General features: G+C 58.6%; 28 protein-coding genes. 8 read left to right on the top strand and 20 right to left on the bottom strand.

The annotated features are described in order from the left end of the window. Positions 1-2: 2 nt before the first annotated feature. The 8 genes from RSE16_05660 to msrB all read right to left on the bottom strand — a co-directional run bounded on the left by RSE16_05660 (position 3) and on the right by msrB (position 7,464). Positions 3-752, bottom strand: a complete 750-nt coding sequence (locus RSE16_05660) for a SufD family Fe-S cluster assembly protein (GenBank protein WRH76953.1) — start codon at positions 750-752, stop codon at positions 3-5. Beyond that, positions 749-1,492, bottom strand: coding sequence for a Fe-S cluster assembly ATPase SufC (gene sufC / locus RSE16_05655; protein WRH76952.1), 744 nt, complete (start codon positions 1,490-1,492; stop codon positions 749-751). The genes RSE16_05660 and sufC overlap by 4 nt, the downstream gene beginning before the upstream one ends. Before the next feature lie 90 nt (positions 1,493-1,582). After that, positions 1,583-1,846: a hypothetical protein gene (locus RSE16_05650; GenBank protein ID WRH76951.1), complete on the bottom strand. Its 264-nt coding sequence runs from the start codon at positions 1,844-1,846 to the stop codon at positions 1,583-1,585. A 114-nt stretch (positions 1,847-1,960) separates the two neighbouring features. Next, on the bottom strand, positions 1,961-3,457 hold the full coding sequence (gene sufB / locus RSE16_05645) for a Fe-S cluster assembly protein SufB (GenBank protein WRH76950.1): 1,497 nt from the start codon (positions 3,455-3,457) through the stop codon (positions 1,961-1,963). Beyond that, positions 3,457-3,864, bottom strand: a complete 408-nt coding sequence (locus tag RSE16_05640; protein ID WRH76949.1) for an Rrf2 family transcriptional regulator — start codon at positions 3,862-3,864, stop codon at positions 3,457-3,459. Before RSE16_05640 ends, sufB begins: the two co-directional genes overlap by 1 nt. A 75-nt stretch (positions 3,865-3,939) precedes the next feature. Then, positions 3,940-4,836, bottom strand: coding sequence for an AraC family transcriptional regulator (locus RSE16_05635; protein WRH76948.1), 897 nt, complete (start codon positions 4,834-4,836; stop codon positions 3,940-3,942). Between the two features lie 120 nt (positions 4,837-4,956). Next, a complete protein-coding gene (locus tag RSE16_05630) occupies positions 4,957-6,987 on the bottom strand; it encodes a PBP1A family penicillin-binding protein (protein WRH76947.1) in 2,031 nt (676 codons plus the stop codon). Positions 6,988-7,071: 84 nt separating this feature from the next. Further along, positions 7,072-7,464: a peptide-methionine (R)-S-oxide reductase MsrB gene (msrB, locus tag RSE16_05625; protein ID WRH76946.1), complete on the bottom strand. Its 393-nt coding sequence runs from the start codon at positions 7,462-7,464 to the stop codon at positions 7,072-7,074. Between the two features lie 94 nt (positions 7,465-7,558). Between msrB and RSE16_05620 the strand changes: the two genes are divergently transcribed. After that, a complete protein-coding gene (locus RSE16_05620; protein WRH76945.1) occupies positions 7,559-8,071 on the top strand; it encodes a DUF4402 domain-containing protein in 513 nt (170 codons plus the stop codon). Positions 8,072-8,083: 12 nt separating this feature from the next. Here the strand turns inward: RSE16_05620 and RSE16_05615 are convergent, their stop codons facing one another. The 4 genes from RSE16_05615 to RSE16_05600 are packed head-to-tail and all read right to left on the bottom strand — an operon-like array spanning position 8,084 to position 12,608. Continuing rightward, positions 8,084-9,109 (bottom strand): DNA polymerase III subunit delta, encoded by a 1,026-nt coding sequence (locus RSE16_05615; GenBank protein ID WRH76944.1) that lies wholly within the window; start codon positions 9,107-9,109, stop codon positions 8,084-8,086. Between the two features lie 8 nt (positions 9,110-9,117). Further along, positions 9,118-9,612 carry an LPS assembly lipoprotein LptE gene (gene lptE / locus RSE16_05610; protein WRH76943.1) on the bottom strand — a complete coding sequence of 165 codons (495 nt, stop codon included), beginning with the start codon at positions 9,610-9,612 and terminating at the stop codon, positions 9,118-9,120. Next, entirely contained in the window at positions 9,609-12,119 is a 2,511-nt protein-coding gene (leuS, locus tag RSE16_05605) for a leucine--tRNA ligase (GenBank protein WRH76942.1), read from the bottom strand. The genes lptE and leuS overlap by 4 nt, the downstream gene beginning before the upstream one ends. Positions 12,120-12,179: 60 nt before the next feature. Next, entirely contained in the window at positions 12,180-12,608 is a 429-nt protein-coding gene (locus RSE16_05600) for a DUF3576 domain-containing protein (protein WRH76941.1), read from the bottom strand. Between the two features lie 254 nt (positions 12,609-12,862). Here RSE16_05600 and RSE16_05595 point away from each other — a divergent pair, with 254 nt between their 5' ends. After that, complete coding sequence (locus tag RSE16_05595) at positions 12,863-13,612, top strand: hypothetical protein (GenBank protein WRH76940.1); 750 nt, start codon at positions 12,863-12,865, stop codon at positions 13,610-13,612. A gap of 13 nt (positions 13,613-13,625) precedes the next feature. Here RSE16_05595 and RSE16_05590 read toward each other — a convergent pair whose 3' ends face one another. Next, on the bottom strand, positions 13,626-14,123 hold the full coding sequence (locus tag RSE16_05590) for a thiamine phosphate synthase (GenBank protein ID WRH76939.1): 498 nt from the start codon (positions 14,121-14,123) through the stop codon (positions 13,626-13,628). 71 nt (positions 14,124-14,194) lie between these two features. On the opposite strand from RSE16_05590, the gene RSE16_05585 reads away from it, so the two are divergent. Then, positions 14,195-14,872, top strand: a complete 678-nt coding sequence (locus RSE16_05585) for a YggS family pyridoxal phosphate-dependent enzyme (GenBank protein ID WRH76938.1) — start codon at positions 14,195-14,197, stop codon at positions 14,870-14,872. Between the two features lie 9 nt (positions 14,873-14,881). On the opposite strand, the gene pdeM is transcribed toward RSE16_05585, so the two are convergent. Beyond that, positions 14,882-15,631, bottom strand: coding sequence for a ligase-associated DNA damage response endonuclease PdeM (gene pdeM / locus RSE16_05580; GenBank protein ID WRH76937.1), 750 nt, complete (start codon positions 15,629-15,631; stop codon positions 14,882-14,884). Between pdeM and RSE16_05575 the strand changes: the two genes are divergently transcribed. Then, entirely contained in the window at positions 15,630-16,361 is a 732-nt protein-coding gene (locus tag RSE16_05575) for a rhodanese-related sulfurtransferase (protein ID WRH76936.1), read from the top strand. The genes pdeM and RSE16_05575 overlap by 2 nt on opposite strands. 12 nt (positions 16,362-16,373) lie before the next feature. Here the strand turns inward: RSE16_05575 and RSE16_05570 are convergent, their stop codons facing one another. From RSE16_05570 to RSE16_05550, 5 genes are all read right to left on the bottom strand, one after another. Beyond that, the gene (locus RSE16_05570) at positions 16,374-17,366 is read right to left on the bottom strand and encodes a retroviral-like aspartic protease family protein (protein WRH76935.1); all 993 of its coding nucleotides are present in this window, start codon (positions 17,364-17,366) and stop codon (positions 16,374-16,376) included. Between the two features lie 68 nt (positions 17,367-17,434). Then, positions 17,435-19,936 (bottom strand): ligase-associated DNA damage response DEXH box helicase, encoded by a 2,502-nt coding sequence (locus RSE16_05565; protein ID WRH76934.1) that lies wholly within the window; start codon positions 19,934-19,936, stop codon positions 17,435-17,437. Between the two features lie 6 nt (positions 19,937-19,942). After that, complete coding sequence (locus tag RSE16_05560) at positions 19,943-21,334, bottom strand: phosphomannomutase/phosphoglucomutase (protein ID WRH76933.1); 1,392 nt, start codon at positions 21,332-21,334, stop codon at positions 19,943-19,945. Between the two features lie 82 nt (positions 21,335-21,416). After that, complete coding sequence (locus tag RSE16_05555; protein WRH76932.1) at positions 21,417-21,833, bottom strand: hypothetical protein; 417 nt, start codon at positions 21,831-21,833, stop codon at positions 21,417-21,419. Positions 21,834-21,841: 8 nt separating this feature from the next. Beyond that, the gene (locus RSE16_05550; GenBank protein ID WRH76931.1) at positions 21,842-22,624 is read right to left on the bottom strand and encodes a division plane positioning ATPase MipZ; all 783 of its coding nucleotides are present in this window, start codon (positions 22,622-22,624) and stop codon (positions 21,842-21,844) included. Between the two features lie 97 nt (positions 22,625-22,721). On the opposite strand from RSE16_05550, the gene panC reads away from it, so the two are divergent. Beyond that, positions 22,722-23,564 carry a pantoate--beta-alanine ligase gene (gene panC / locus RSE16_05545; protein WRH76930.1) on the top strand — a complete coding sequence of 281 codons (843 nt, stop codon included), beginning with the start codon at positions 22,722-22,724 and terminating at the stop codon, positions 23,562-23,564. A gap of 98 nt (positions 23,565-23,662) precedes the next feature. Continuing rightward, the gene (locus RSE16_05540; GenBank protein ID WRH76929.1) at positions 23,663-23,959 is read left to right on the top strand and encodes a hypothetical protein; all 297 of its coding nucleotides are present in this window, start codon (positions 23,663-23,665) and stop codon (positions 23,957-23,959) included. A 172-nt stretch (positions 23,960-24,131) separates the two neighbouring features. Here the strand turns inward: RSE16_05540 and RSE16_05535 are convergent, their stop codons facing one another. Beyond that, entirely contained in the window at positions 24,132-24,752 is a 621-nt protein-coding gene (locus RSE16_05535; protein ID WRH76928.1) for a helix-turn-helix domain-containing protein, read from the bottom strand. Positions 24,753-24,811: 59 nt separating this feature from the next. On the opposite strand from RSE16_05535, the gene RSE16_05530 reads away from it, so the two are divergent. Both RSE16_05530 and RSE16_05525 read left to right on the top strand, forming a co-directional pair. After that, positions 24,812-25,702, top strand: coding sequence for a metal-dependent hydrolase (locus tag RSE16_05530; protein WRH76927.1), 891 nt, complete (start codon positions 24,812-24,814; stop codon positions 25,700-25,702). A 149-nt stretch (positions 25,703-25,851) separates the two neighbouring features. After that, positions 25,852-26,754 (top strand): metal-dependent hydrolase, encoded by a 903-nt coding sequence (locus RSE16_05525; GenBank protein WRH76926.1) that lies wholly within the window; start codon positions 25,852-25,854, stop codon positions 26,752-26,754. The last annotated feature ends 2 nt before the right edge of the window (positions 26,755-26,756 follow it).

The following is a 26,756-nucleotide window of genomic DNA, read 5'->3' as shown; positions in this document are numbered from 1 at the left end:
CATCAAGACGTGCCCCTCAGCGCGGCTTCGGCATGACCGATCATCCGCTCGCGCCATTCAGCATCGTCAATTGCGCCATAGGCTTCGGCGACAAAGGCCTGCATCAAAAGGTTGCGTGCCTCGGCCAAGGGGAGCCCGCGTTGCTGCGCATAAAAAAGCGCCATTTCATCAAGCTGGCCGATCGCGCAACCATGCGCGCATTTGACGTCATCGGCATAGATTTCGAGTTCAGGCTTGGCGTTGATCGTCGCGGTACGATCCAGCAACAGGCCCTTTGCCCCCAATGCCGCATCGGTCTGCTGTGCATCTTTGGCGACATCGATCCGTCCAATCATCGTCAGTGTCGCGCGGTCCATCGCGATGCCACGCATGATCTGGTTCGATGTCGCGCGCGGCGCAACATGGCGCAAACGGGTCACGATTTCGGTCACCTCGTCACCACGCCCGATGCCGACTGCACCCAACTCAAAATGCGCACCTTCAGCGAGCGTCACATCAATATCCAGCCGTTTGTAGCCGCTACCGGTCAGAAGGAAAAACGCCTCACAGCGCGCGCCCTCAGCAATATCGATCTTATAACGCTGGATCTCGACCTTGCTTTCAGCCCCAGTCGAAATGCAAGTGTACAGCGGATGAGTCACTCCCGCGGCGACGGCGATATTTTCCGCCTCTGGCAGCGCCTTCAGCGCGGCGAGCACCCCTGCCGGCGCATAGCGCCATTCCTCATCGTGGCGGGTGGGTAGCGCTGTCACGCCGCCAATTCCTTATATCCCTCGCGCTCCAGTTCGAGCGCGAGTTCGGGGCCGCCGCTGCGCGTAATGCGGCCATCGGCGAGGACGTGGACGAAATCGGGCCGCACATAGTCGAGCAGACGCTGGTAATGGGTTATCAGCAGCACTGCCTTGTCCGGCTTGCGCATGATCCGGTTGATGCCATCGCCAACGATCCGCAGCGCATCGATATCGAGACCGCTATCGGTTTCATCGAGCAGCGCGAGCGCGGGATTGAGGATGCCCATCTGCACCATCTCGTTGCGCTTCTTCTCGCCGCCCGAAAAACCGACATTCACCGGCCGCTTGAGCATTTCCATATCCATACCCATCGCATCCGCCTGTGCCCGGGCAAGTTTGAGGAAATCCGCACCTGACAGTGGCTCCTCCCCCCGAGCACCACGCTGCGCGTTCAATGCCTCGCGCAGAAACTGGACGTTGGATACACCCGGAATCTCGACAGGATATTGGAAACCGAGGAACAATCCGGCCGCCGCCCGTTCATGCGGGTCCATGGCGAGCAGATCTTCCCCGTTGAAGGTCGCCGACCCCTCAGTCACCTCATAACCGGGGCGCCCCGAAAGCACATAGCCTAGGGTCGATTTGCCAGCGCCATTGGGCCCCATGATCGCATGGACCTCTCCGGCTTTAAGCGAGAGCGTGAGACCCTTAAGGATGGGCTTGTCGCCAACATTGGCGTGGAGGTTATTTATTTGGAGCATGGGAGACTTTCGACATGGCAAATGGGCCCCGGCCGCGAACGACAGGACCCTTGCACAGCCCAAGGGCCGCGCGTTCAAAGAAAATGGAAGTCAGTCGACCGCGTAAACGTCGATCAGTTCGGAACTGGTATCGGGCACCGCCTCGATCGTGTTGCCATAATGGATCGATTGCAGCCGGCCGATGAACAGACCCAGCGCATGATGCGGGATAGTGATCAAATCGTCCCGATCGCGTTCCGATGACTTTTGCTGGCGAATGATCACGCCCGCCTGCCCCGGATAGACCGCAACTGCCTGCACCGGGTGCACGACGATATCCGCCTCGGCCCAGTTGAATTCGATCACTCTTGCCATCTTGCGCTCTCCCGTCACCCAAATCCGATTCGGGCAAAGGATATCGCAAAGCGGGCGCGCCACATGTCCCCCGATGCGGTCTTGATGCAATAAAAAGGCGAGGTATGCGCGCCATCAGCCAACGCTGCCTTCAAGGCTGATACCGAGCAATTTCTGCGCTTCGACAGCAAATTCCATCGGGAGTTTCTGCAGCACTTCCTTGGCAAAGCCGTTGACGATCAGCGCCACCGCTTCTTCCTGGCCCAAGCCACGCTGCATCGCATAGAAAAGTTGGTCGTCGGAAATCTTGCTTGTGGTCGCCTCATGCTCGATCTGCGCGCCGGGATTGCGCACCTCGATATAGGGCACGGTATGCGCGCCACATTTGTCACCGAGCAGCAGGCTATCGCACTGGGTGAAATTGCGCACGCCATCGGCGTTGGGTGCCACGCGCACCAGCCCGCGATAGGTGTTGTTGCTTTTTCCGGCGCTGATGCCCTTGGAGATGATTGTACTACGCGATCCCTTGCCATTGTGGATCATCTTGGTGCCGGTATCGGCCTGCTGGTAATTGTTCGTGACCGCGACCGAATAAAATTCGCCAACGCTGTTTTCGCCGTTCAGGACGCAGCTGGGATATTTCCAAGTGACGGCACTGCCGGTTTCAACCTGTGTCCAACTAACCTTGCTGTTGCGCCCCTGGCAAAGCGCGCGCTTGGTCACAAAATTGTAGATCCCTCCGCGCCCTTCTGCATCGCCGGGATACCAATTCTGTACGGTGCTGTACTTGATCTCCGCATCGTCCAATGCGACCAGTTCAACGACGGCTGCGTGCAGCTGGTTTTCATCGCGCATCGGCGCGGTGCAGCCTTCGAGATAGCTGACGTAAGAGCCCTTGTCGGCGACGATCAAGGTGCGTTCAAACTGCCCCGTATTCTCTGCATTTATGCGGAAATATGTGCTCAGCTCCATAGGGCAGCGCACGCCTTCGGGGATATAGACGAAGGTGCCATCGCTGAAGACCGCGCAGTTCAGTGTTGCAAAATAATTGTCGTGCATCGGCACAACCTTGCCGAGCCACTTCTTCACCAGCTCCGGATATTCCTTGATCGCCTCGCTGATCGAACGGAAAATTACCCCAGCGCGTTCCAACTCGGCACGAAAGGTCGTCGCAACCGAAACCGAGTCAAACACTGCATCGACCGCAACCTTGCGCGCACCCTCTACTCCGGCAAGGACCTTTTGCTCTTCAATGGGAATACCGAGCTTTTCGTAGACCCGCAGAATCTCCGGATCAACCTCGTCTAGGCTCTCCAGCTTCTTCTTGGCCTTGGGTGCGGCGTAATAATAGGCGTCCTGATAGTCGATTGGCGGCACGTTGAGCTTCGCCCAGTCGGGCGGCGTCATTTTCTGCCACATGGCAAAGGCCTTTAGCCGCCATTCGAGCATCCATTCAGGCTCGTTCTTCTTCGCGCTGATGAAGCGTACAGTATCTTCGCTCAGTCCTTTGGGCGCAAATTCCGTGTCGATGTCCGCCGACCAGCCATGTTCATAGTCGGCAACCCGATCCGCGGCCTCGCGCGCAGCCAAATCCCGGCCTCCACCGGCCCTGATGTCGATTTCGTCGGTCATTATCGTCCTGCTGCAAGGCTGCTGAGGGAAACGTCGGCGAGCGCTCCGCGTATGGCTTGGTTCACCGCAGTCCAATGCGGCTTGACGTTGCAATCAGGCTCAATCACGCAGTTGCAGCTAGTTGCATTAACGCAACTGGTCATTGCTATCGGACCTTCGACCGCCTCGATAATATCCGCCAAAGTGATCGCCGCCGCCGGACGAGAAAGCTGGATCCCTCCACCCGCTCCGCGTACCGAGCGCAAAAGCCCGCCCTTGGTCAAGATACTGACCAGTTTCTGGACCGTGGGCAGCGCAATGCCTGTTTCCTCTGAAAGTGCCGTGGCAGACGTGCGCACACCGCCGCAATGGCGCGCAGCAGCACCCATCACGACGACGGCATAGTCAGCCATATTCGAAAGCCGCATTTACGCGCTCCAGCCTGTTTCCCACATAATCGGATTAGATTACTCCGATTTATATGCGCGCATTTACGTAAAAGATCAACCCGGATAGGCCTCAAGTTGGCGCAAATTATCCTTTGAAAGCCAGATACGAAGGATTTTGCTGTCGTCGCTGTCGAGCGCACCGGGGGTCCGGCCGGTAAAATGACGGATTTCGCGAATCATATGTGACTGGTCGTAAAACAGCGATTCAACCATCGCCTTCAAGTCCGCCGAAGCCTCTGGATCGACCAGCACGATCGCAGCACGCAACGCCCGATATTTGCGCGTCAACTGCTTGGGCGAGGCACCAAAATATTGGCGGATGATCCGGGTTGCCGTGCTGCGCGACTTGTCGATGTGTGCGAAAAGCTCTTCGACATCAGGATCAAAGCCGCTGGAAAGCCACTGGCTGACCGCCTGGATCACGGCAAGATGACTGGGCGGAACGGGACGGACAAAGCGCCCGAGGAAGTGGGCCACCCTTTCAACCATTTCCCTTACGCTTATTGTACCATCTGCCCGAGCTGCCTGAAATTCGCGAGCAAGACCGTTTATGTTCGGGCCGAACAGGCTCGCCGCATCGACCATGCGATCCGAATAGTCGAAGGCATGCTTTCCGGTCAGTGCAACAAAACCCAGAGGTGACAGTGCAAGGCCCAGATTTTCGAACGGCCCCTCAAGGTCAAACTCGCCATGCGCCATTCCAGGCCCGAACAATGCCGACGGCGTCGTCGCATAGGTTTTACCATCTTCGAACCGCAAAGTGCCGCAGCCGCGAAGGTAGAAAATTAGATGTCCGAGTGCGGCCGGCAATGTGTCCCGTATCCGGGCCTCTTCGCACCGGAAATGATAAATCTGGGTCACGAAGGGGGCGAGCGCTGGTGGCGGGGGAAATTGTGCCACCTCAATTTGGGCGGGCGCGACAAGGCCGAACGAAAGGGAATCCGCTCCCACTAATCCGCCTGCTGTTTCGACCCCATTTATCGTCACGATCCGACTCTGTTCTTGTTTTTGCCGGCCTTATGCCCCGGTCCATTCCTTGCAATTTGAATGGGATATCGGAAAAGTAAAGGATTATCGGGGCTGCGGCGCGTCGGAGCCTTCTCCATCGCCGCTTCGGCCCAGAGCACGATCGACCCATGCCTCGTCCAAAGCCTCGGGTTCGGTCAGTTCTGAAGGCACGCCCCCTGCATCACCAATCGGAGCGCCGCCAATAGGATTGCCATTTTCATCAAACAGGATCGGTTCGCCATCTTCGCCGATCAATATTTCCTCTTCATCGAGCCGTTCGGGGAAGGTCACTTCGGTGTCGAACTGCTCCACTGGCCGACGCGCGACCGCGACCTGCATGAAATTGGACCATGCGCGCGCAGGTGCTGTTCCCCCCTGCAAATTGCCGACCGCCCGCGCATCATCACGTCCCATCCAGACGCCGGTAGTTAGACCCGAGGAAAAACCGAGGAACCAGCCATCCTTATTGCTGCTGGTGGTGCCGGTCTTGCCCGCAACCGGACGGCCGATTGCAGCCGCACGGCCCGTGCCCGTCGCCACCGCACTCTGCATCAAGTCAGTCATCGCGCCTGCCACATATTCCTCGACCAATTGCACCTCGCGGGGTGGCTTGTGGCGATAGATCACGTCGCCATCGATCGTGGTCACTTTGGTGATCGCATAGGGCGTGACGCTGCGCCCGCGCGCCGAAACCGCGGCAAAGGCGCGGGTCATATCAATCACGCGAACGTCGGATGTGCCGAGCACCATCGACGGCGTCGTGCTGATTGGTGTGGTAATGCCAAAACGGCGTGCCATGCTCGCAATGCTGCTGGTGCCGATCTCCTCACCCAAGGTCGCGGCGACCGTGTTTTTCGAGTAGGCAAAGGCGGTGCGCAAGGTGATTTCGCCGGCAAAACTGCCGCCGCTGTTGCGCGGAGTCCATCCGCCAATCGTCACCGGCTCGTCGACAACCTTGTCTTCGGGGCGATAGCCGGCCTCAAGCGCGGCCAGATAAACGAACAATTTCCATGCCGACCCCGGCTGGCGCACCGCAGTGACCGCCCGGTTATAATTGCTGCTTGCATAATCGGTGCCGCCAACCATCGCCCGCACTGCACCGTCACGGTCGATTGAGACGAGCGCGCCTTGCGCACCGCCCGGCACATTCTGCTGGATCGCCGTGTTGGCGGCGCGCTGCATTCCCAGATCGATCGTCGTCCAGACGTCAATTGCCTTTTCGGTCTCGTCGATCAAATTATCCAACTGCGGCAAGGCCCAGTCGGTGAAATAGCGGACACTATCCTGCCTCGGTTCGGGGGCCAGCTTCACCTTTGCAGGCTCCACCATGGCTGCCTGCTCGGCAGTGATCATGCCGGCATCCTGCATCACTTCGAGCACCACACCCGCGCGGCCGATGGCGGCCTTGGCGTCGGCAGTTGGCGAATAGCGCGAAGGTGCCTTTACAAGGCCTGCGATGATTGTTGCCTCGGCAAGGCTGATGTCCTCGGCGCCATGATCAAAGAACAGGCGCGACGCAGCGTCTACCCCATAGGCACCGCCGCCGAAATACACCTTGTTCAGATAAAGTTCGAGTATTTCCTCCTTGCTGAACTTTGTCTCGATCGCCATCGCAAGGATGATTTCGCGCACCTTGCGGCCGAATTCACGATTATTGTTGAGGTAAACATTACGCGCCAATTGCTGCGTGATCGTCGATCCGCCCTGCGCCCAATAGCCGCGCTGCACCCGCACCCAAAGCGAACGGGCAATACCGATGGGATCTACCCCAGGATGCATGTAGTAACGCCGGTCCTCGACAGCGACCATCGCGTCTTTCATGTCGCCAGGGATTTCATCAATCGGGATCCAGCGCCCGAAACTGGGGCCAAGCGACTGGATCACTGTGCCGTCCACCGCGCGAACGCGGATCATCTGCCCGTTGGGCGATGCCTTCAGATTTTCGAAACTGTCGATCTCGCCGCGCGCAATCACCACAAAAATCGTAATGACCATTAGTCCCAGAAGCGCGGCAATCGAGCCGAGTTTTAGCGCACTGATCGTCCAGCGTTTGAAGCGCGATCCTTGTGCACCCGTTTTTCGAGCTTTTGCCATCGCCAGCCTGTTAGCTTTTTGACCCAAGTCGAACAAGCGCGAAACAGCCTTGCCGCTGCCTTTGCACTTGCAGGGGCATTTCGATCAATCGGGTTCGAAATCCAACGACACACTATTGATGCAATAGCGCAAGCCGGTGGGTCCTGGGCCATCGGGAAACACATGCCCCAAATGCCCGTCGCAGCGCGCGCAGCATACCTCAATCCGGACCATCCCGTGCGATACATCGCGGCGTTCAGTTATCGCGTCAGGGCTGGCAGGTTCGGTAAAGCTGGGCCAGCCCGAACCGCTGTCATATTTGTCGGCAGAACGGAACAGCAACCCGCCGCATCCGCCGCACAGAAATTCACCGTCGCGCTTTTCCAGATTCAAAGACCCGCTAAACGCCCGCTCAGTGCCCGCCTCACGCAAAACATGATATTGCACCGGCGAAAGGCGCTGCCGCCATTCTTCTTCGTTCAATTCAATCTTGTCCATGTTTCCAATGTGGGCGCAGCCGTCGGAGCGGTCAAGTCCGGCGTGATAACGCGCCTTCACCAGAATTTAACCATGTCGAGCAGATACGCACAGCATGTATCCCCGTCTTTCATGGCTGTTCGGACTTGGGCTTTGCCTTGCAGCTGTCGGACCGACAGCAGCACAAAGCCTGTCGTCGGGTGCGTTTGGACGACAAGGGAGCGGCACCGAAAGGCCGCTGGATATCGAAATTCGCAGCTCGCTCAATTTCAGTCGCGCTACCGCGACCGGCGCCAATGGCGGGCAAATTGCAATTGATCCCGATAGTGGCGCACGCTCGGTCAGCGGCGACATTATCGACCTTGGCGGTTCGGCCTTTGCCGGCAGCGCCATCGTGACGGGCGAACCGGGGCGTGCCGTGCGCATTGAAATGCCGCCGTCAATCCGGCTTGCCAGCATCACCGGCGGTTCGGTGCAAATCGTCAACCTGCGCACCAATTTACCGCCTGCGCCGCGACTGGACCTGACCGGGCGGCTCGAATTTGCCTTTGGCGGCGACCTACTTATCAAGGGTGCCATGGCCGGCAATTTTCGTGGACGGATACCGATTACAGCCGAATATGAATAAAAGCGCAGCGGCTTAACGGCTGCGCCCGGCGGCACGCGCCACGCGCACCATTTCCTGTTCGATCATCGTTTCGCCCAGGTCGGCGCCTGCCGCCATCAGACGCGCTTCCAGCTCGATCAGATGCGCATTCAAGCCGGCGAGCCGGACCGAATTCCACTGCCGCACCTGGCGGATGAAAACCTCCTGTTCTTTCCAGAAAATCGTCCTATTGCCGCGCACGACCGCGCCAGCATCAGCGCCCGCCTCAACCTTGGCGCGAAGACCGGTAAGCTGGGCGACGCGGCGCTGGAGGGCGCGCACGACCCGGATCCCCTCGATACCCACTGCCCGCGCCTCAACAATATTGCGGCCCAGCAGTTTGATGTCGCCGTTCATCAACTGGTTGACGAGCGCGCCAATATCTTCCTCCGCAGTTTCGGCGGCAAGTGCACCAAGCGCATCGCGCTCGACAGTCATCATACGGTCAGGCCCCGCATCATAATAGAGCGACAGCTTTTCCAGTTCCATGGCCGCCAGCCGCCGATCCTGCCCGGTATAACGCACGATGTGGGCCGCAAGCGTTCGATCAAGCCGCAGACCAAGCCCTGACGCCATCGCAACCGCCTGGTCGATCGCTTCACCCTCGCTGGGCGGGTAGCAGACATAACTTAATGCGCGCTGAGATCCTTCGACGAGCGTACGCAGCTTGCTGCCCTTTTTCAAATCACCAGCTGTCGCAATAACGGGGTTGCCGGCATGTTCGGCCGACAGAAGGTTGGCGACTGCATCCAGCGCCTCTTCCCGCGCGAAGGTAAGGCGAATATGGCGGGTACCCCCGAAAAGTGATTGCGAGGCCGCCTCATCGGCGAGCAGAGCAGGATCGGAGCGCAACTTGCTGCTATCGATTTCGATGGCTTCACTGTCACCCAGCCGGACGACCATCGCCGAAGCGATCGAGGCTATCGCCGATTCATCCTGCCCGAAAACTAGGAACAGCCGGATATCCTGCCGGCTGCCGGCTGCGGCGATGAAATCCTGCTCACGCAGCTTGCCGCTCATATGGGAACCTACCGCGCCGACGGCGCGTAAAGCGATATGCGCGTGACGATCTGTTCAGCTATCTTCTGCGTCAGATTTTCAAGCGCACTATTTTCCGCAGAAATTGTGGCATATTCCGAACTGACAACATCGATGCCAGCATCCCAGCCAGCAGTCGCATCAAGCACGGTTTCGCCATTGTTGAGGTCAATCAACTGGTAACGCGCCCGTAAGGTGCGTCGTTCACGCGTAACGGTATCGTCTGCGCGCACGCCAAAACCTTCAATCTGGTCATCAAGTTTGACCACCAGCCGGTAGCGTACACCATTACCGCTGCTGCCAACCGCGAGGCGGTCGTTGAGCGCATTGCGCATCAGCCAGCCATTTTTACCTTCGATCGGCTCCACCGTGATCGAACCCAGCAAAGCGGAAACCTGTCCCTGCGATCCGCCGCTGTACATCGGCTTGAGACCGCATGCCGAAAGCAGCAGCGAAGCAAGGAACAGGGGCAACAGTCGCATCATATAACGATATTCACCAACCGGTCGGGTACGACGATGATCTTCTTCGGGCTTGCGCCGTCCATAGCACGCTGCACCTTCTCGCTTCCCAGCGCAAGCGCTTCGAGGCTGTCTTTCGCTGTACCCTTGGCAACGGTCAGCGTATCGCGCAGCTTGCCCATCACCTGAACCGCAACGGTGACTTCATCATCAACGAGCAGCGCCGTGTCATGTGCAGGCCAGGGCTGGCCAGCAATCAACCCATCATGGCCCAGTGCTGCCCAGGCCTCTTCGGCCAGATGCGGCAGCATCGGCGCAACGAGCAGAGGCAAGGTGCGGATCGCATGTTCCCGGGAAGCGGAAGGCTGAGCCTTTTCGATATCGTTGACGAGGCCATGGACCTTCGCCACCGCCTTGTTGAAGTGTAGCGCCTCGATATCGGTCGCAATTCCGGCAATCGCACGGTGCAGGCTCTTGTCGAGCGCCTTGTCCGCACCCTCACCGGGCTGCAAGCCATCGATCAACCGCCATACGCGGTTCACGAAACGCCAGGTTCCCTCGATGCCACTTTCGGACCATTCAAGGTCGCGCTCGGGCGGACTGTCAGACAGCATGAACCAGCGCACGGCGTCGGCACCATATTGGTCGAACATCGGATCGGGATCGACAACATTCTTCTTTGATTTCGACATTTTCTCAATACGGCCGCGGGTAACCGGCGCGCCATCGAGCGTTGTCACCACGTCCCCGTCAAACTTCACATCTTCGGGCGACAGCCAGGCGCCCTCGGTCGATTTGTAGGTTTCATGCGTCACCATCCCCTGGGTGAACAGCGCACCAAACGGTTCGGCCAAGTCGATCTTGCCGACCTTTTGCAAGGCGCGCGTCCAGAACCGGGCATAGAGCAGATGAAGGATCGCATGTTCGATGCCGCCAATATATTGGCCGACGGGAAGCCATGCTTCGGCCTCTGCCTTGTCGAACGGCTTGTCGTCGGGTTGGCTGGCGAAGCGGATAAAATACCAGCTCGAATCTGCAAAGGTATCGAGCGTGTCAGTCTCGCGCTGCGCAGGCTCGCCGCAATTGGGGCAATCGACATGCTTCCATGTTGGATGCCGGTCGAGCGGATTTCCGGGAACATCAAAGCTGACATCATCGGGTAACTTTACCGGCAATTGGGGGCGTGGGACCGGCAATACGCCGCAGAACTGGCAATGAATGATCGGTATCGGCGTACCCCAGTAACGCTGGCGCGAAACGCCCCAGTCGCGCAGGCGATATTGCGTCTGCCCCTCGCCCCAGCCTTCATTTTCAGCCTTGGCGATGATCGCAGCCTTCGCCTCGTCGACGCTCATCCCGTCCATCCAGCGCGAATTCACGATCTGCCCCGGCCCGGTGTAAGCGGTATCGCCTTCAAATTCAGAGGCGGCATGATCACCATCGGCAACCACGCGGCGCACCGGCAGGTCATATTTACGGGCAAAATCAAGGTCGCGCTGGTCGTGTGCCGGACAACCAAAGACGGCGCCGGTACCATAATCCATCAGCACGAAATTGGCGACATAGACCGGCAGATGCCAATCGGGATCAAGCGGATGTTCTACCGAAAGCCCGGTATTGAAACCCATTTTCTCGGCGGTCTCAAGTTCGGCTGCAGTCGTCCCGCCCCTTTTGCACTCGGCGATGAAATCCTGCAGCGCGGGCGCGTTTTCTGAAAGGCTCTGCGCCAGCGGATGGTCGGCAGCAATCGCAACAAAGCTGGCACCGTAAAGCGTGTCGGGCCGCGTCGTGAACACATCAATGCCGTCATGCGATCCGGCAAGGTTGAAAGTCAGACGCAAACCCTTGGACTTGCCGATCCAGTTTTCCTGCATCAGCCGCACCTTGTCGGGCCATTTGTCGAGGCTATCGAGGCCTTCAAGCAATTCCTCGGCAAAATCGGTGATCTTCAGGAACCACTGGTTCAGTTTCTTACGCTCAACCAGCGCGCCCGAACGCCAGCCTCGCCCGTCGATCACCTGTTCGTTGGCCAGCACAGTCATGTCGACCGGATCCCAATTGACCTCGCTTTCTTTGCGATAGACGAGGCCCGCCTTGTAGAAATCAAGAAACAGTGCCTGCTCATGGCCGTAATATTCGGGCTCGCAGGTCGAAAGCTCCCTGCTCCAGTCAATAGCAAGACCGAGGCGCTTCAACTGCTTCTTCATCGCCTCGATGTTGGAACGCGTCCAGGCACCGGGATGCACCTTCTTTTCCATGGCGGCATTTTCGGCGGGCATCCCGAAACTGTCCCAGCCCATCGGATGCAGCACGGCATGGCCAGTCATCGCCTTGTAGCGCGCAAGCACATCACCCATGGTGTAGTTGCGCACATGGCCCATATGAATGCGCCCCGACGGATAGGGGAACATCTCCAAGATATAGCTTTTCGGGCGCGGATCGGTGGCAGGCGGTGCGTTGAACACCCCCCGCTCTTCCCATATTTTCTGCCAATGCCCGTCCGCCTTGAACGGGTTGAATCGTGACGCCATGACCGGCTGTTTCCCTGTTTGTCTTCGCGCCTTCAACGCGAAGACGCAGGAATATGTAGATTAGTCGGCAATCGCACTGCGACGAAGGTCGCGCGCCTTGGTTAGGATGATGCCTTCAAGCTTTTGCACGGTGGCCGCGCGTGTCGACGCTGCCACCCACTGCCCATCCTGCAACACCTGCCGGCTTGCGGCAACGCGCAGGGCATCCGCACGCAGATCCTGGTCGAGGATCGACACGGTCAGCTTCATACGTTCGCCGGGGCTGTTCGGATTGACATACCAGTCGGTCACAATCACGCCTCCTGCACTGTCAGTCTGAACCAACGGCATGAAGGACAGCGCATCGAGTGACGCGCGCCACAAATAACTGTTCACGCCGATCGTAGTCACTTGGCTAGCAGCCAGATCGGTCTTCGGACGCTCCTTGCCGCCACAGGCAGCCAGAGCCAGAACAGAGGCCGTTACCAGGACGAACCGGTTAAAACGCATGATATTCCCTCGCGAATTCGCTGTGATTTCCGCTGTCTCTATGCGGCTTTGTTGGCGCGGGCAAGCTTTCGCGAAACTGAACCGATTTTGCGTTCGAAAAAGCCTGTTTGAAACGATGCGACCGATGGCAATCAAAGGCGGCTGTTGAGTCTTTGCAACAATGTTATAAAAATCGTTCGGATACGGATAAAAGCCTTTATGTCAGGGAAAGCCCTGCCTATATTCACAAGATAAAGGAGTCGAGAAAGACCGACATGCAACGGGGTAAAGCCAAAACGGCCCGTTCGGGACGCCGTTTCGCCGCCATTTTGGCGGGCGCGGGCTTGTTGCTATCGCCTGTTATCGTTCCCGCATTCGCGGCCCAGTTTGCTTCGGTTTCAACGACATCGTCCGACTGGATGAGCCGCTTCACCCCCGCAGGGGTCGATAGCCGGCTCGTATCCAAAATCGAACGCAAAGCTGTAGCCAGCAACGAAGCATTTCGTTTCACCCCCGCTGGCCTCGACGGTCGCGGACCCAAGGTGATGACAGTCGCGGCCCGTGCCGATTCGGCGGATGCCGTTTCGATTCGCTCGGCAATCGCACAGATCGAAGCCGGAAACCGCTCGACCGTCCGTTTGGCCAATTCTAATTATCAGCTCACCGCAGCTCGTGGCTGGCAAGGTTTCAGGCTACCGGCCAACGCCGTGCAGGTTGAACAGCCCCGTCTATCGGCAATGGTCGGCAAGGGCGATTTCCGCCTCGATGGTGCATCCAGTGCCAAGCCGAGCCGATTTAATCCGGACGTTCGTGTAGCCCGTGTTGGCAATGCCGCGCCCAATCCGCGCGGCGCCGCAGCAGCCGGCGATTATGCCTTCAATGTCGGCGGTAGCTTCACAATCTCGCGTCGTATCGACGTGACAGCTGGGGTGCGTTACGCCAGCGAGCGTGACCGTCTGACGCCCGCTGCGCCGACTCAGCCGGATAGCGAAGCCGTTTACGTCGGAACCAAGATCCGCTTCTGATATTCCTCGATTGTTAGAATGCGTCGATGGCAGCCCAGCCATGGACGATGCTGCGTGACCATTTGCCGACATGCGCGCGGTTCATCCCGCCCAGCGCGATTACCTTCGCTGGCCGGCATAGCCGCGCCAGCATCGCAAACCGCGTCGGGCCAAGCGGGCGCTGCCCCGGATGGCTGCGCGTCGCGCGCAATGGTGAAAGAAACAGCAACGTTGCGCCTGTCCGCAAGGCTTCGCCAATTTCGCGCACATCATGAACTGGGGCGCTATGCAATGCGGCGCCATGCGAACGACCGCGCCGGTGCACGCCATCGGCGCCCCAGCGTCGCGCGGTCGCCGCGTCGTCCGCAAGCAAAAGCCGGTGACCACGCTGGCGACAGACATGGCGGACCTTAGCAAACAGCAGTCGCCTTTGGTCCGCTGGCAAGCCATAATGGCGAAAGATAACGCCTGAACCCTGCGGCAATTTCCGGATTGCGGCGAGCAACCGGTCATCCAGTCTGGGATCTGTCATAAGCCAGATGCGTGGGACTGGCTTTCGCGATGGCTGGCGGGCAGGCATGGCAGCCGCTATAGCGCCCGACCATGCCCGATGCGACTCCCCAAAATTCCGCCCAGCGCCTGGATGCAATAAAGGCCGAAATGGCAAAGGCCTGCGCGATTGCCGGCCGCAAAAACAACGATGTGGCTTTGATCGCTGTGTCCAAGACACGCAGTGCAGATGAGATTCGGCCGCTACTTGAATCGGGCCATCGCATCTTCGGTGAAAATCGTGTGCAGGAGGCCGCCGCCAAATGGCCCGAGCTGCGGGCCGACTATCCTGATGTCGAATTGCACCTCATCGGCCAGTTGCAGTCGAACAAGGCTGAAGAGGCGGTGGCGCTGTTCGACTGCATCCATTCGCTCGACCGGATGTCACTCCTCGAGGCTTTGGCCAGGGCCATGGCGAAAAGCGGGCGCTCCATTCCTTGCTTCATCCAAGTCAATATCGGTTCCGAGGATCAGAAAGGCGGCTGCGCAATCGCCGAACTTCCCACATTACTGGTCGCAGCAAAGGAAAAGGGCATAAAGGTATGCGGTCTGATGTGCCTGCCGCCTGCAGATGTCGAACCAGCGCCTTATTTCGCGCTGCTAGCCGAGTTGGCCGCGCGGCAAGGGATTGATCAGCTCAGCATGGGCATGTCCGATGATTTTGCCACCGCCATACAGCTTGGCGCGACGCATGTTCGGATTGGCACCGCCCTGTTCGGGCCCCGCGCCTAGCCCGGCAGATTAGGACAGCGCAATACGCGCGAGCGGAAAGCATAGTGCACGCCCGCCCGCATAAACCAACGCTTGGGTTTGCGTATCACCCAAGGCACGGCAGATCGCCGGGTCTTCGGCGTCGAGCCCGCCCGTCAGCGCGCCAAAAGCCGGCAGAATCAGTTTCGATGCGCTGCGCACAAAACAGCGACGCGATACCATTCGCCCGCGAATCTGTTGGCGGAATTTCGGATGGAAATGGCCCGACATTTCAGGCCCGGCAAAGGCCAACTGCGCTTCATGGCGAAGCGTGATTCCGGCGACCTCAGCCTCTTCATGTACACAGCCGCCCCAGCGCGCACCAATCCCCGGATCATGGTTTCCAACGATCCAACGCCAGTCATAATTGCGCGCCAATTGGAACAGCATGTCGGCTGCCACGCCTTCGAGGCGGGTTTCGCCTTCGCTATCGTGAAAATTGTCGCCGAGGCAGTAAATCGTCTCGACATCAAATTTCTGCGCCAGCGCCGTCAGTTCTTCCAAAGTTGCGCGGCTGTCATAGGGCGGCAGGAATTGCCCGCCCAGTGCATAGCTTGATGCCTTTTCCAGATGCAGATCCGCAACCAGCAGCGCGCGCTGCGCAGGCCAGAAAAGCGCTGCCTCCCCTGCCAATGCGAAATCCTGGCCGCCAAACTGGATCACTGCCGTCACGCTGCTGCTATGGAGATCGCTGCGCAGGCTGACAAGCGCGCTGCTTTGCCTTATGGGGCGGGCCATCATGCTGTCTGTCGTCGCTCTTTACCATTTTGCCCCGATCGAAGATCCCCATGGGCTGCGCGAACCGCTTTTTGCGCTCTGCGAAGCGCAAAAAATCAAAGGCACTTTGCTGCTCGCTCACGAAGGGCTGAATGGGACGATTGCGGGCCGCCGCGCCGGGCTGGACGCAATTGTAGAGCATATCCGCAGCTGGCCAGGCTTTGCGGCGACAGAGGTCAAATATTCGCACGCCGAAACCATGCCGTTCGGGCGCATGAAGGTGAAGGTGAAGCGTGAAATTGTCACTATGGGCGTCGAGGGCATCGATCCGCGCTCCGACGCGGGCCATTATGTCGAGGCAAAGGACTGGAATGCGCTGATCAGCGATCCCGACGCGATCGTCATCGATACGCGCAATGATTTCGAAGTGCAGGCGGGAACGTTTGAAAATGCCGTCAATCCACACACCCTCTCCTTTCGCCAATTCCCTGCATGGTTCGATGCCGAAGCGGAAAAACTGCTTGCCGAAGGCCGGACTCCCAAATTCGCGATGTTCTGCACCGGCGGCATTCGCTGCGAAAAGGCGACCGCCTATGTGCGTTCAAAAGGATTTGATGAGGTGTATCATCTGAAGGGCGGCATCCTCAAATATCTGGAGGAAATCCCCACCGAAGAAAGCCGATGGCACGGCAGCTGCTTCGTCTTTGACGAGCGGGAGGGCCTGATCGAAGGGCTGGAGATCGCTCCCAAATAAAGCCGTAGCCGCTTATTGCCCGTTAAACGCCAGCAGAACAGGTACCTTGCGCTGAGCGCCGCGCGGCAGATCAAAGCCAACACGGCGATTCGTGAAATCGATCAATATCCGATCAAACAGTTTCATCGCGTCCATGCCAAGCAGGATCGCAGGCTTCCGATCCAGATTGAGGGCCTTGAAGGCATAATTATCGGCAAAGGTAATCGGCAGGTCGTTAATGTCGACCCCGCCAATCTTGATCGTGCGGATCTGCGTGAAATCACCAAGCAATATGTCGCCGGTGACGCTACGCATCTGCACCGGCATATAGTCAAACCGGCGGTCGCGTTTACGCATCCTGTCGCGCAAAGCGAAATTGCCCATGCTCGATTGCGCGCCGGTATCAAGGATGATGTCGACTTTCAGCCCACCAATTTCCGCGTTGGATAGGATCATCCGGCCGGCCTTGCGCTTGGCAGTTACAATGATCATCCCCGCTTCCTCGCGTCCCGGGCGCGATCGGCGTGGCGAGGCGAGCACATCCATTTTCTGCGCCGCAAAATCGAGCAGCAGTTTATGGTCCTCAAGGCTGTCGATCCCCAGCAGGCCATAAGCGCCCAGATTCCCGCGTTCGAGCCCCGGTGCCTCGATCATCTCCACCTTGATCGTGTTCATCGCCAGATTTTCGATCAGGAAGGATTCAGAGACAGTGCGCCCGGTGATCGTTGCAAGCGTCAGCTTCGGACCGGGCGCAAGCGCAAGTCGCCGGGCCAGATCGGTGGCAATCACCGTGCGTTCAGCGCCGGTATCGACGATGAAGGGATAAGGTTCACTGCCATTAATCCGCACCGGCACCGTCATCCGGTCCGACCGGTCAACCTCGAATTCCTGCACAAAGGAGGAAGGGATGACGGCAATATCCTCCCCCTCCGCAGGTGCTGGGCCACCAGTCGGCGCAGACATTGCCGTTGCTGCAAACAGCATGGAACCGATTATCACCGCAGAAACCAGAGCCCGTCGCATCATCGGCCTCTCCTCCTGCCCTGCATAGTAAGCGCACCTGCGCCACTGCAAAGGGCTTTTCGACGAAATGATCAGGGCGTCATCGCAATCCCGGCAAGGCTCTCCGCCTCGGCGAGGAGTGCATCGTCAACCGAGCCTTGCGCCACGCTTTCGCGCCCGATCATCACCATCAGCGGCACCGCCATCGGGCTGACCTTTTCAAGCTGCATGTGCAGCATCGTGTCAGCCGCCCGATCAAGCAGGTCGCCAAGCCTGCCGACATCGGTCAAGCGTTCGCGCGCATCAGCCCATGCGGCTTCGAGCAGCAGATGATCGGGTTCATATTTGCGCAGCACATCATAAATCAGGTCGGTCGAAAAAGTGACCTGCTTGCCCGATTTACGCTTGCCCGGGTGCTGGCGCTCCACCAGCCCCGAAATGACGGCAACCTCGCGAAAGGCACGCTTTAACAGGTAGCTATTTTCTACCCATTCAACAAATTCGTCGGCAAGGATATCGGCAGAAAAGAGCGCGGCGGGATCGCTGATCTCTTCCAGCCCCCAGACGCCGAGAGCATAATCATTGGCGACAAAACCCATCGGCTTCAGCCCGCGCATCTCCATCCTTTTGGTGACCAACATCCCGAGCGACTGGTGTGCATTCCACCCTTCAAAGGGATAAACCACCAGATAATGCCGTCCTTCATGCGGGAAGGTTTCGGCAAGCAATTGCCCCGGTTCGGGAAGCGCGCTGCGCCAATCCTGCATTTCCAGCCATTCGCGTACATCGTCGGGGAAACGCGCCCATCCTGCCCGGTCCGTCAGGAAGGCGCGCACCCGGCTTGCGAGATGCGTCGTCAGCGGCATCCGTGCGCCCATATAGGATGGGATTTGCGTCGCCTTTTTTGCGGCGCGCACGATCAGATCAAGGTCACGGATAGCCTCCACCTCGACCGCAATCCCTGCAAAGATAAAGGCATTGCCGGGGCGCAGCTGCGATGCGAAATTTTCCTCGACTCGCCCGAGAGTGCGGCCATTTTTGAAGCGGACATCGAGCATCGGCGCATCAACGATAATCCCGGCGTTGAAGCGATGCTGCGCGGCAAATTTGGGGTGGGAGAGCCGCCACGACATCCCTGTCCCGCTTGCGGGAGGGGTTAGGGGAGCGAGCGAGCGAAGCGGGCTTTGTGCGCCCTCAGGCCCTCCCCCGCCTCCTCCCGCAAGCGGGAGGGAAGAGAACGGAATAAGCTTGCGGAACTTATCATAGGCTTTCAGCGCATAACCACCGGTTGCGACAAATTCGATCACCCGGGCAAAGGTTTCGGCATTGATCGCGCTATAGGGCATGGCCGAACGCACTTCGTCAAGCAGATCGGCCTCGTTAAATGGCGCGGCACAAGCACAGGCCATGACATGTTGCGCCAGGACATCATAGGCACCGGGGCGGAAGACTTCGCCATCGCGCACGCCCTCCTCCACCGCATCGAACGCCGCCTGCGCCTCAAGATATTCGAAACGGTTGCCGGGAACGAGAAGCGCCTTGCTCGGTTCGTCCATCCGGTGGTTCGACCGGCCGATACGCTGCAACAACCGCGAGCTTCCCTTGGGCGCCCCCATCTGAATCACGCAATCGACATCGCCCCAGTCAACGCCGAGATCGAGGCTGGCGGTGCAAACAAGGGCGCGTAGCTCGCCAGCTGCCATCGCGCTCTCAACCTTACGCCGCGCCTCTACCGACAGCGATCCATGATGGATCCCGATCGGATATTTGGGATCATTCGCATCCCATAATTTCTGGAAGATGAATTCGGCAAGGAAGCGCGTGTTGCAGAAAATCAGCGTCGTGCGGTTGCGGCCAATTTCCTCGATCAGCTGCGGGATCGCATAATGGCCGCTATGCCCCGACCAGGGCACCCGGCCCTCGGGCAGCAATATCTGCAAATCGGGATCAGCCGCAGCCTCGCCTTCAACCGGCCGCACGGCATCGATATCGCCATAGGGTGCGAGCCAGCCGCGATAGGCATCGGGATCGGATATCGTTGCGGACAGGCCGACGCGCTGCATTTTCGGGCTGATCGCCTGCAGCCGTGCCAGGCTGAGAGACAGCAAGTCGCCACGCTTTGAATTGGCAAAGGCGTGGACCTCGTCGATGATCACCCGCTTCAACCCCGCAAACATCAGCAGGCTGTCTTCATGGCTCAGCAGCAGCGACAGCGATTCTGGCGTGGTCAGCAAGATATGCGGCGGCCGCGCCCGTTGCCGCGCCTTTTTGTCCGACGATGTATCGCCGGTGCGTGTCTCGATCCGGATCGGCAGACCCATTTCCTCGACCGGCATCAGAAGGTTGCGCCGCACATCGACCGCAAGCGCTTTTAACGGAGAGATGTAGAGGGTCTGGAGACCGTCAAAATCGGGGTCAGAAATCAGCTCCGCCAAAGTCGGCAAAAAGCCGGCCAGTGTCTTTCCCGCGCCAGTTGCCGCGACGAGCAGGGCGTGCCGCCCTTCCGCCGCCGCGTCGACCATCTCCAGCTGATGCCGCCGCGGCACCCAACCGCGTGAGGCGAACCAGTCAGTGATGATGGGAGGGAGCGTCACCGGGGCTTAATGCCCCGCCTGCTCCCCACGCTCAAGCCCGCTTGCTGCAAGCTGCGCGTCGATCTGTGCCATCAGGCGTTCAAGCCCAGCCTCGCTCGACGCCTCCGCCCGGGCGACCAGCACATCCTGCGTGTTTGATGCGCGAAGCAACCACCAGCCATCGGCGGTGTTCACCCGCGCACCATCGGTGGCGTTCACATCGGCCCCATCGGCTGACAGCCGCGCCAGCACTTCGTCGATCACTGCGAATTTGCGACTCTCATCAACTTGGAAGCGCATTTCGGGGGTATTGATCATTTCGGGCATCGCAGAGCGCAATTCGGTGACGCTTTTACCGAGCCGAGCCGATGCGCGCATCAACCGAAGGCCGGCATAGATCGCGTCGTCAAAACCATAATAATCATGCTTGAAGAAGATATGCCCGCTCATCTCGCCTGCAAGCGGAGAACCAACCTCCTTCATTTTGGATTTTATCAGGCTGTGCCCGGTCTTCCACATCAGCGGTTTACCGCCCAGGGCAGTGACCCGATCAAACAGCGCCTGTGACGCCTTCACATCGGCAATAATCACCGCCCCCGGCACTTCGGCAAGCACATCTTCGGCAAAGATCTGCAACAACTGATCACCCCAGATCACCCGACCTTCGCCATCGATCGCGCCAATCCGGTCGCCATCCCCGTCAAAAGCCAGTCCGAAATCGAGGCTCTTTTCCGCGACAAGCCGTTTCAGATCGACAAGGTTTTTTTCTTCAGTGGGATCAGGATGATGATTTGGAAAATTGCCATCAACGTCGGTAAACAGCAGATAATGTTCACCCGGCAACAATTTCACCAGCCGTTCGATCACCGGGCCGGCAGCCCCATTGCCCGCGTCCCAAGCAATGCGGAACGGCTTGTCGGGCGCCGCTTCGGCAATGCGCGCGACATAGGTATCCATGATGTCAAGGGTGGAGGTGCTGCCCGCACCCTCGGCCCAATCCCCTGCCGCCGCCATCGTCCCCAACTTCTGGATATCAGCCCCGAAAAAGGGACGTCCCTGGAAGACCATCTTGAAGCCGTTATAATTGGCGGGGTTGTGGCTGCCGGTTATCTGTATGCCGCCATCAACGTCATCCAGCACGGCTTCGGCATAATATAACATCGGTGTCGGGCCGAGGCCGATAGAGACTGCGTCGAGCCCACTATCAGTAATCCCCTTCATCAATGCAGCTTCAAGCATCGGTGAACTGATGCGGCCATCATAGCCGACGGCGACTTTGCGCCCGCCGGCGCGACCCAGCAAAGTCGCAAAACCGCGCCCAATGGCATAGGCATCCGCCTCACCCAATGTTTCGCCAATAATCCCACGAATATCATATTCGCGCAGTGATGTTGGATGAAAATTATGGGAAGAGGGCAAGTTACATCTCCGATTGTGTTGTTCTTGATTGCCGCCGCCTGAAAGTCAGCGCCGGCTTATTCTCAAACGATCGGTAAAACTATTATTTTTTCCGCTTGAGATCGGCGAGCAGCAGATCGCGCGCTTCATTAAGCTTGCGGATCCGCTCTCCTTTGTCGCCCCGCGCCGGGTCGTCTTTTGCCATCAACTCTTTGTGGCGTATTTTGATCCGTTCGGCATCATCATTGGCAGACACACCCAGCATCCAGCGCGCAGCGGCAAGTTCATATTCGCTGCTAGCAATATGCGGAATCCTGGAAAGGCGCGCGGTGATCCCGCGATACCAGAAAAAGCCGATCGCGATTGCGGGCAATCCGAGCAACCAGCCGCCGCGCAGCGCAACCCCTGCGCCAGCAATCATCAGTACCAGCGGCAGAATCTGTTTGGGCATCAGCTTACCCGACCAGAGACCCCAGCCGATTCCGGCAATTGCAGCAAGCAGGATGAGGACGGCCACCATGAAGCGGCCTAGACCAGGGCCGGCTGGTTGAATTCGGGAAGGGTAAGCGCAGAGACCAACTCGCGCAATTCCTGCCGGGCAACGATATGCGCCGTGCCCAGATTGCCGAGATATCCCTTGTCGACCAGCGTCAGCCCCGAAGGGAAAAGTTCGCGATAGATGACGCGTTCATTCAGGCCGGGAACAACGCGGAAACCGGCGCGCTTGGACAGTTCGGCAATCGCTTCTGTCATGCGCTGCTGGTTGCGGGCCTCCATGTTATGAAGCCGGTTGCGCAGCACCACCCAGTCGATGGTCGCACCGTCGGCCCGGGCGCGCGCCATGCGGGCTTCCCACATCAGCTCGGCATAAAAACTCAGTTTCTTGACCTTGAAGTTTTCAGCATCGACCCGGCCCATCAGGTCAAAATCTATGAAGCTGTCATTGATCGGCGTAATTAGTGTATTGGCGCGCGTTGCCACATAACGGGCATAGGGATCGTCACGGCCGGGGGTGTCAAAAACCAGAAAGTCGGCGTCGGCCTCCATCGCGGCGATCTGCTCTTCCAATCGCGCTTGCGATTCCTGTTCGAACACATCGAACGCAGGGAGCGGCAGACTGATATCGCGGCGTGCCATCGTATCGCGCCGGTTTTCCAGATAGCGGTAGAGCGTGCGCTGGCGGGAATCGAGATCAAGGCAAGCGACTCGCGCGCCGCGCGAAGCGAGCGCGATGGCGACATGGATCGCGGTGGTTGATTTGCCGGTTCCGCCCTTTTCATTGGCAAATACGATATGATGCGCTTTAGCCATATGGCGGCGTCGTCCCTTGCAAAAATGGTTCAGCTTGACGGCAGGGGCTGCTATCTCCCCCTCATTATCCGAATGCAATAAACAAGGCCCCCAGTCCGTGCAAATCATCAATCGGCTCACCGAGCTACGATCCGCTGTCGCAATGCTGAAAGCTGCGGATAAGTCACTTGCACTAGTTCCGACAATGGGTGCGCTGCATGCCGGCCATCTAAAGCTGGTGGAAGAGGCAAAAGCCCGCGCAGATGCAGTGGCGGTGTCGATCTTCGTCAACCCGACCCAATTCGGCCCTAATGAGGATCTGGACGCCTATCCCCGTATGCTGGAGGATGATGCGGCAAAATTGCGCGATATCGGCGCAGACCTGCTTTGGACGCCGGAGGTGGCCGAGGTCTATCCGACAGGCTTTGCGACCAGCATTCATGTGGGAGGGCCGAGCATCGGCTATTGCGGGGGAACGCGGCCCGGCCATTTTGATGGTGTCGCACTGGTCGTGACCAAATTGTTTAACCAGGTCGAACCCGATGTTGCGCTGTTCGGCGAAAAGGATTTCCAGCAACTCGCCGTCATCCGGCAATTTGTGCGCGATCTGGATATCGATATCGACATTGTCGGCGTTCCGATCGTTCGTGATGCAGACGGGCTCGCCTTGTCTTCACGCAACGCCTATCTTTCGCCTGCCGAGCGCGAAGCCGCACTGGCACTGCCCCGTGCCCTGCAGGAAGCACGCCGCGCGGTCCTGACAGGCGGCGAGGTTAAGATGATTCTTGCGGACTCGAAAAAGGCCATTCTCGACGCTGGCTTTACCAATGTGGATTATTTTACACTTGTTGACGCCACGACGCTGGTTGAGATCGATATGGTGAGCCAACAGCCGTTAAGGCTGCTTGCAGCGGCCAAAATCGGTAAAACAAGGTTGATCGACAATCTCGCCGTAGGATGATTTCCGCCGATATGGTTTAAAAAAGTTCGATTTCCGTTAACCATTTGTTAGCCATACTCGGGTGATCACTGTCCCATCAACAAAGGGGAAGTTTGATCATGGCCAACAGTCTGAAAAGCGCAGCCTTTCTTATGGACAGCCGACTTGCGGACGCGGCGCGGGGCAATGTGCAGGCGCTGTTTGATCTGGGTGTCGCCTATTCAACCGGCAGCGGGGGCATCGATGTCGATCTGATCGAGGCGCATAAATGGTTCAACCTTGCCGCGCTGAATGGCAATGAAGAAGCTGTTCACTGCCGTGCAGAAATATCGGACGAGATGACCGCGCGCGAAATTGCTGAGGCGCAAAAAGCCGCCCGCGCCTGGCTCAATGCCACCCAACGCCGCGCGGCATAATAACCTGCGGGCAGACGAAACAGCCGAAGATTTTAAGGGGTAAAGGCTCGTCGAGTCGAAGGGCTAAAGAACCCGCGACCTCATCATTGCAAAAGCTCCGTTCTGCCAACTGAGCTACGACCGCTTTTGCGTAAGCAAATGGTGCAAAACGCCTTGTTGGCTTGCCTAGCGCCTATTCGGCGCTGCGCAGCGTCCACTGCGCGAAGGATTGCGCCAGACGTTCAGCCGCAATTTCCCGGCCGGCACTGCGATTAAGGCCGAGCGATGCCGCAAGCGGCCCGCCAAGCAGCGAATCCCCGAGCGCAAGAAGCACCAATTCCATCGTCAAATAATGGAGGTTGCTGTCCTCGTGGCCGCCTTCACCCACCTTGTCGACCAGGCGGTGGATCGCCTCTACCACCGGATTGAGCGCATCTTCATTCCCACTGAGCAGCATCCATGCAGCAAGAGCGCCCGCGCCATCCCTGTCGAACGAATCAAAGATCAGGTCGACCATTTCACGCGCGCTGATCGCGCCTTCACGCATCCGGAAAATCTGGTCGCCGATGATCGAACAAATCTGTTCTGCATGATGCGCCGCCAACGCCCGCTGCAACCCCGACGCCGAACCGAAATGGTGGAGCAGATTGGCATGGGTGCGCCCGATACGCGCACCGACCGCCTTCAATGTCACCGCCTGCGGCCCTGCCTCAATCAACAGTTCGCGCGCAGCCTCGAGCGCGGCAAGGCGGCTTGCTTCGGGCGACAGGCGTTTACGGCCCGCTGCCTCGGATGGAAAGTTCAATATTGACATAAATGTCAGTTACCCTGTATTGCTGTTGCCCTATTTCCCCGATGTCATAGGGACATGCCATGAACGCCCCTGTCAAGTTTGAAACGTCTGAATTGCACGAAGCAGCACCTAGCCCGGTGCCGGTGGAGCTTGTCATCACGCCGCGTGATCGCCGTTTCGGTCGCAGCGAAGATCATGTGCAGCATCGCTGGTGGCATGGCGGGGATCCCCTTGCGACCGCCTTTTACAATGCGCTGTCGAGCACCTTTCCCAAGGGCGAAGCGTTTTTCATCGATAGCGTAAAGGCATTTCGCAATGGCACGCCGCCCAAGCTTGCCGAGGAAATCCGAGCGTTTACGATGCAGGAAGTGATTCATTCACGTGAACATGTCGCGTTCAATCGGCGGGTCATCGACAGCGGCTATGACGTCAGCTTCCTCGATGCACAGGTCGATCATGTGCTGGGGCTGATCAAGACGCGCCCTGCCATTGTCAATCTGGCCGCAACCATGGCGCTTGAACATTTCACAGCGATCCTCGCGCGCGAATTGCTGGAAAATCCCGCGCACCTGAACGGCGCGGAGACCGAGGCCGCAAATTTGTGGCGCTGGCACGCGGTCGAAGAAATTGAACATAAGGCGGTCGCCTATGACACTTGGCTGCACGCAACCAAGGGCTGGAGCCGCTGGCGCCGGTGGAAACTGAAATCACTGATGATGTTGATCATCACCATAAAATTCATTCCCGAACGCATCAAGGGCATGCTCAACCTGCTTGAACAAGATGGGATCACCGGCTGGAAGGCGCGGCGCGGCATCCTCTGGTATGCCTTTGGCAAGCCCGGGATGTTCCGCACGATATTGGGCGCTTGGGCGTCTTATTTCCTGCCTGGCTTCCATCCGTGGAACAGCGATGAACGCCATCTGATCACGGCCTATGAAGCATCGCATCCGCAACCGGCGGCAACATAGCATTAAGCGCGCAAATAGCTGTCAAAACAGCAAAAATGAAACCAATTGAAATTTGTTAACCTTGACCGTTAGCGGCAAATTATCGCTGCGCGCTTACCACTTGGCGGATGAAGCAAAGGTCGAACCCAGCAACCGCAACAACGGCACCGATGGAAACCGGCACCGCACAACGTATGAACGTGCGCCCGTTTCGGGGGAATAACGCAAAGCTGACGACACGCCATTGGGTTCGCGGAGACATGTTTGCTACCGCTTTCCTCAACGCACTTTCGGTTGTTTTTCCGCGCGGCGAAACATTCATGATCGAGGCGCTGCACCCTTGGCGCAATCGCACCGAGGGGCAGCTTGCCAAGGACGTCGCCGCTTTTATCGCGCAGGAAGCAGCACATAGCCGCGAACATATCGGTTTCAACCGGGCGATCATCAACGCCGGCTATGACATCGAATCGCTCGATCGGGCGATCCGCCAGTTTGTTTCCTTCTTTTCGGGCTGCGGCGAAGTCACCAAGCTGGGTGCCACGATGTGCATCGAGCATCTGACGGCGATCGTTGCTGCCGAAATGCTCAAGAACCGGTCGCATCTGGAAGGCACCGACCTTGAACTGCGCAAATTGTGGCTATGGCATGCAATCGAAGAGGTCGAGCATAAGGCAGTGGCCTTTGACGTGTGGATGTTCGCCACCCGCGAATGGAGCGGCACGCGCCGCTGGCTGACCCGCAGCACGCTCCTGCTCGCCGTCACCATCAGCTTTTTCATCAACCGCACGCGCGGTCAGGTCGAACTACTCCGTCAGGATGGCCTGCCCAAATGGCGCGGCTGGGCGCTGAGCATAAGGCGCGGCTTTGCCAAGGGATCAATCGGACGCAATGTCCTGGGGCCGTGGACCCATTTTTTCATGCCCGGGTTTCACCCGAACCAGATCGACGACCGCGAACTGCTGGTCCGCGGAGAAAATATGCTCGCCGCGATCAAACTGGTAACCGAAGGCTCGGCAGGCTCTATCGCCAACCGTGGCGAGACAGACACTGCCTCGGCCGCAGTCGCAGCCTGACG

The sequence above is a fragment of the Sphingobium sp. genome (assembly GCA_035196065.1).
GTDB classification, from domain to species: Bacteria; Pseudomonadota; Alphaproteobacteria; order Sphingomonadales; family Sphingomonadaceae; genus Sphingorhabdus_B; species Sphingorhabdus_B rara.
The sequence above is the reverse complement of the archived record's forward strand: the minus strand, read 5'-3'. Positions and strand labels throughout refer to the sequence as shown.

Excerpts from the sequence above, each read along its gene's own strand:
- RSE16_05595 (WRH76940.1), top strand. The coding sequence starts at position 12,863 with ATGCAACGGGGTAAAGCCAAAACGGCCCGTTCGGGACGCCGTTTCGCC.
- RSE16_05570 (WRH76935.1), bottom strand. The coding sequence starts at position 17,366 with ATGATGCGACGGGCTCTGGTTTCTGCGGTGATAATCGGTTCCATGCTG.
- RSE16_05525 (WRH76926.1), top strand. The coding sequence starts at position 25,852 with ATGGAAACCGGCACCGCACAACGTATGAACGTGCGCCCGTTTCGGGGG.
- RSE16_05590 (WRH76939.1), bottom strand. The coding sequence starts at position 14,123 with ATGACAGATCCCAGACTGGATGACCGGTTGCTCGCCGCAATCCGGAAA.
- leuS (WRH76942.1), bottom strand. The coding sequence starts at position 12,119 with ATGGCGTCACGATTCAACCCGTTCAAGGCGGACGGGCATTGGCAGAAA.
- RSE16_05530 (WRH76927.1), top strand. The coding sequence starts at position 24,812 with ATGAACGCCCCTGTCAAGTTTGAAACGTCTGAATTGCACGAAGCAGCA.
- RSE16_05555 (WRH76932.1), bottom strand. The coding sequence starts at position 21,833 with ATGGTGGCCGTCCTCATCCTGCTTGCTGCAATTGCCGGAATCGGCTGG.
- RSE16_05615 (WRH76944.1), bottom strand. The coding sequence starts at position 9,109 with ATGAGCGGCAAGCTGCGTGAGCAGGATTTCATCGCCGCAGCCGGCAGC.
- pdeM (WRH76937.1), bottom strand. The coding sequence starts at position 15,631 with ATGATGGCCCGCCCCATAAGGCAAAGCAGCGCGCTTGTCAGCCTGCGC.
- RSE16_05650 (WRH76951.1), bottom strand. The coding sequence starts at position 1,846 with ATGGCAAGAGTGATCGAATTCAACTGGGCCGAGGCGGATATCGTCGTG.
- RSE16_05550 (WRH76931.1), bottom strand. The coding sequence starts at position 22,624 with ATGGCTAAAGCGCATCATATCGTATTTGCCAATGAAAAGGGCGGAACC.
- RSE16_05620 (WRH76945.1), top strand. The coding sequence starts at position 7,559 with ATGTATCCCCGTCTTTCATGGCTGTTCGGACTTGGGCTTTGCCTTGCA.
- RSE16_05640 (WRH76949.1), bottom strand. The coding sequence starts at position 3,864 with ATGCGGCTTTCGAATATGGCTGACTATGCCGTCGTCGTGATGGGTGCT.
- RSE16_05575 (WRH76936.1), top strand. The coding sequence starts at position 15,630 with ATGCTGTCTGTCGTCGCTCTTTACCATTTTGCCCCGATCGAAGATCCC.
- RSE16_05540 (WRH76929.1), top strand. The coding sequence starts at position 23,663 with ATGGCCAACAGTCTGAAAAGCGCAGCCTTTCTTATGGACAGCCGACTT.
- RSE16_05630 (WRH76947.1), bottom strand. The coding sequence starts at position 6,987 with ATGGCAAAAGCTCGAAAAACGGGTGCACAAGGATCGCGCTTCAAACGC.
- RSE16_05585 (WRH76938.1), top strand. The coding sequence starts at position 14,195 with ATGCCCGATGCGACTCCCCAAAATTCCGCCCAGCGCCTGGATGCAATA.
- RSE16_05535 (WRH76928.1), bottom strand. The coding sequence starts at position 24,752 with ATGTCAATATTGAACTTTCCATCCGAGGCAGCGGGCCGTAAACGCCTG.
- lptE (WRH76943.1), bottom strand. The coding sequence starts at position 9,612 with ATGATGCGACTGTTGCCCCTGTTCCTTGCTTCGCTGCTGCTTTCGGCA.
- sufB (WRH76950.1), bottom strand. The coding sequence starts at position 3,457 with ATGACCGACGAAATCGACATCAGGGCCGGTGGAGGCCGGGATTTGGCT.
- msrB (WRH76946.1), bottom strand. The coding sequence starts at position 7,464 with ATGGACAAGATTGAATTGAACGAAGAAGAATGGCGGCAGCGCCTTTCG.
- sufC (WRH76952.1), bottom strand. The coding sequence starts at position 1,492 with ATGCTCCAAATAAATAACCTCCACGCCAATGTTGGCGACAAGCCCATC.
- RSE16_05600 (WRH76941.1), bottom strand. The coding sequence starts at position 12,608 with ATGCGTTTTAACCGGTTCGTCCTGGTAACGGCCTCTGTTCTGGCTCTG.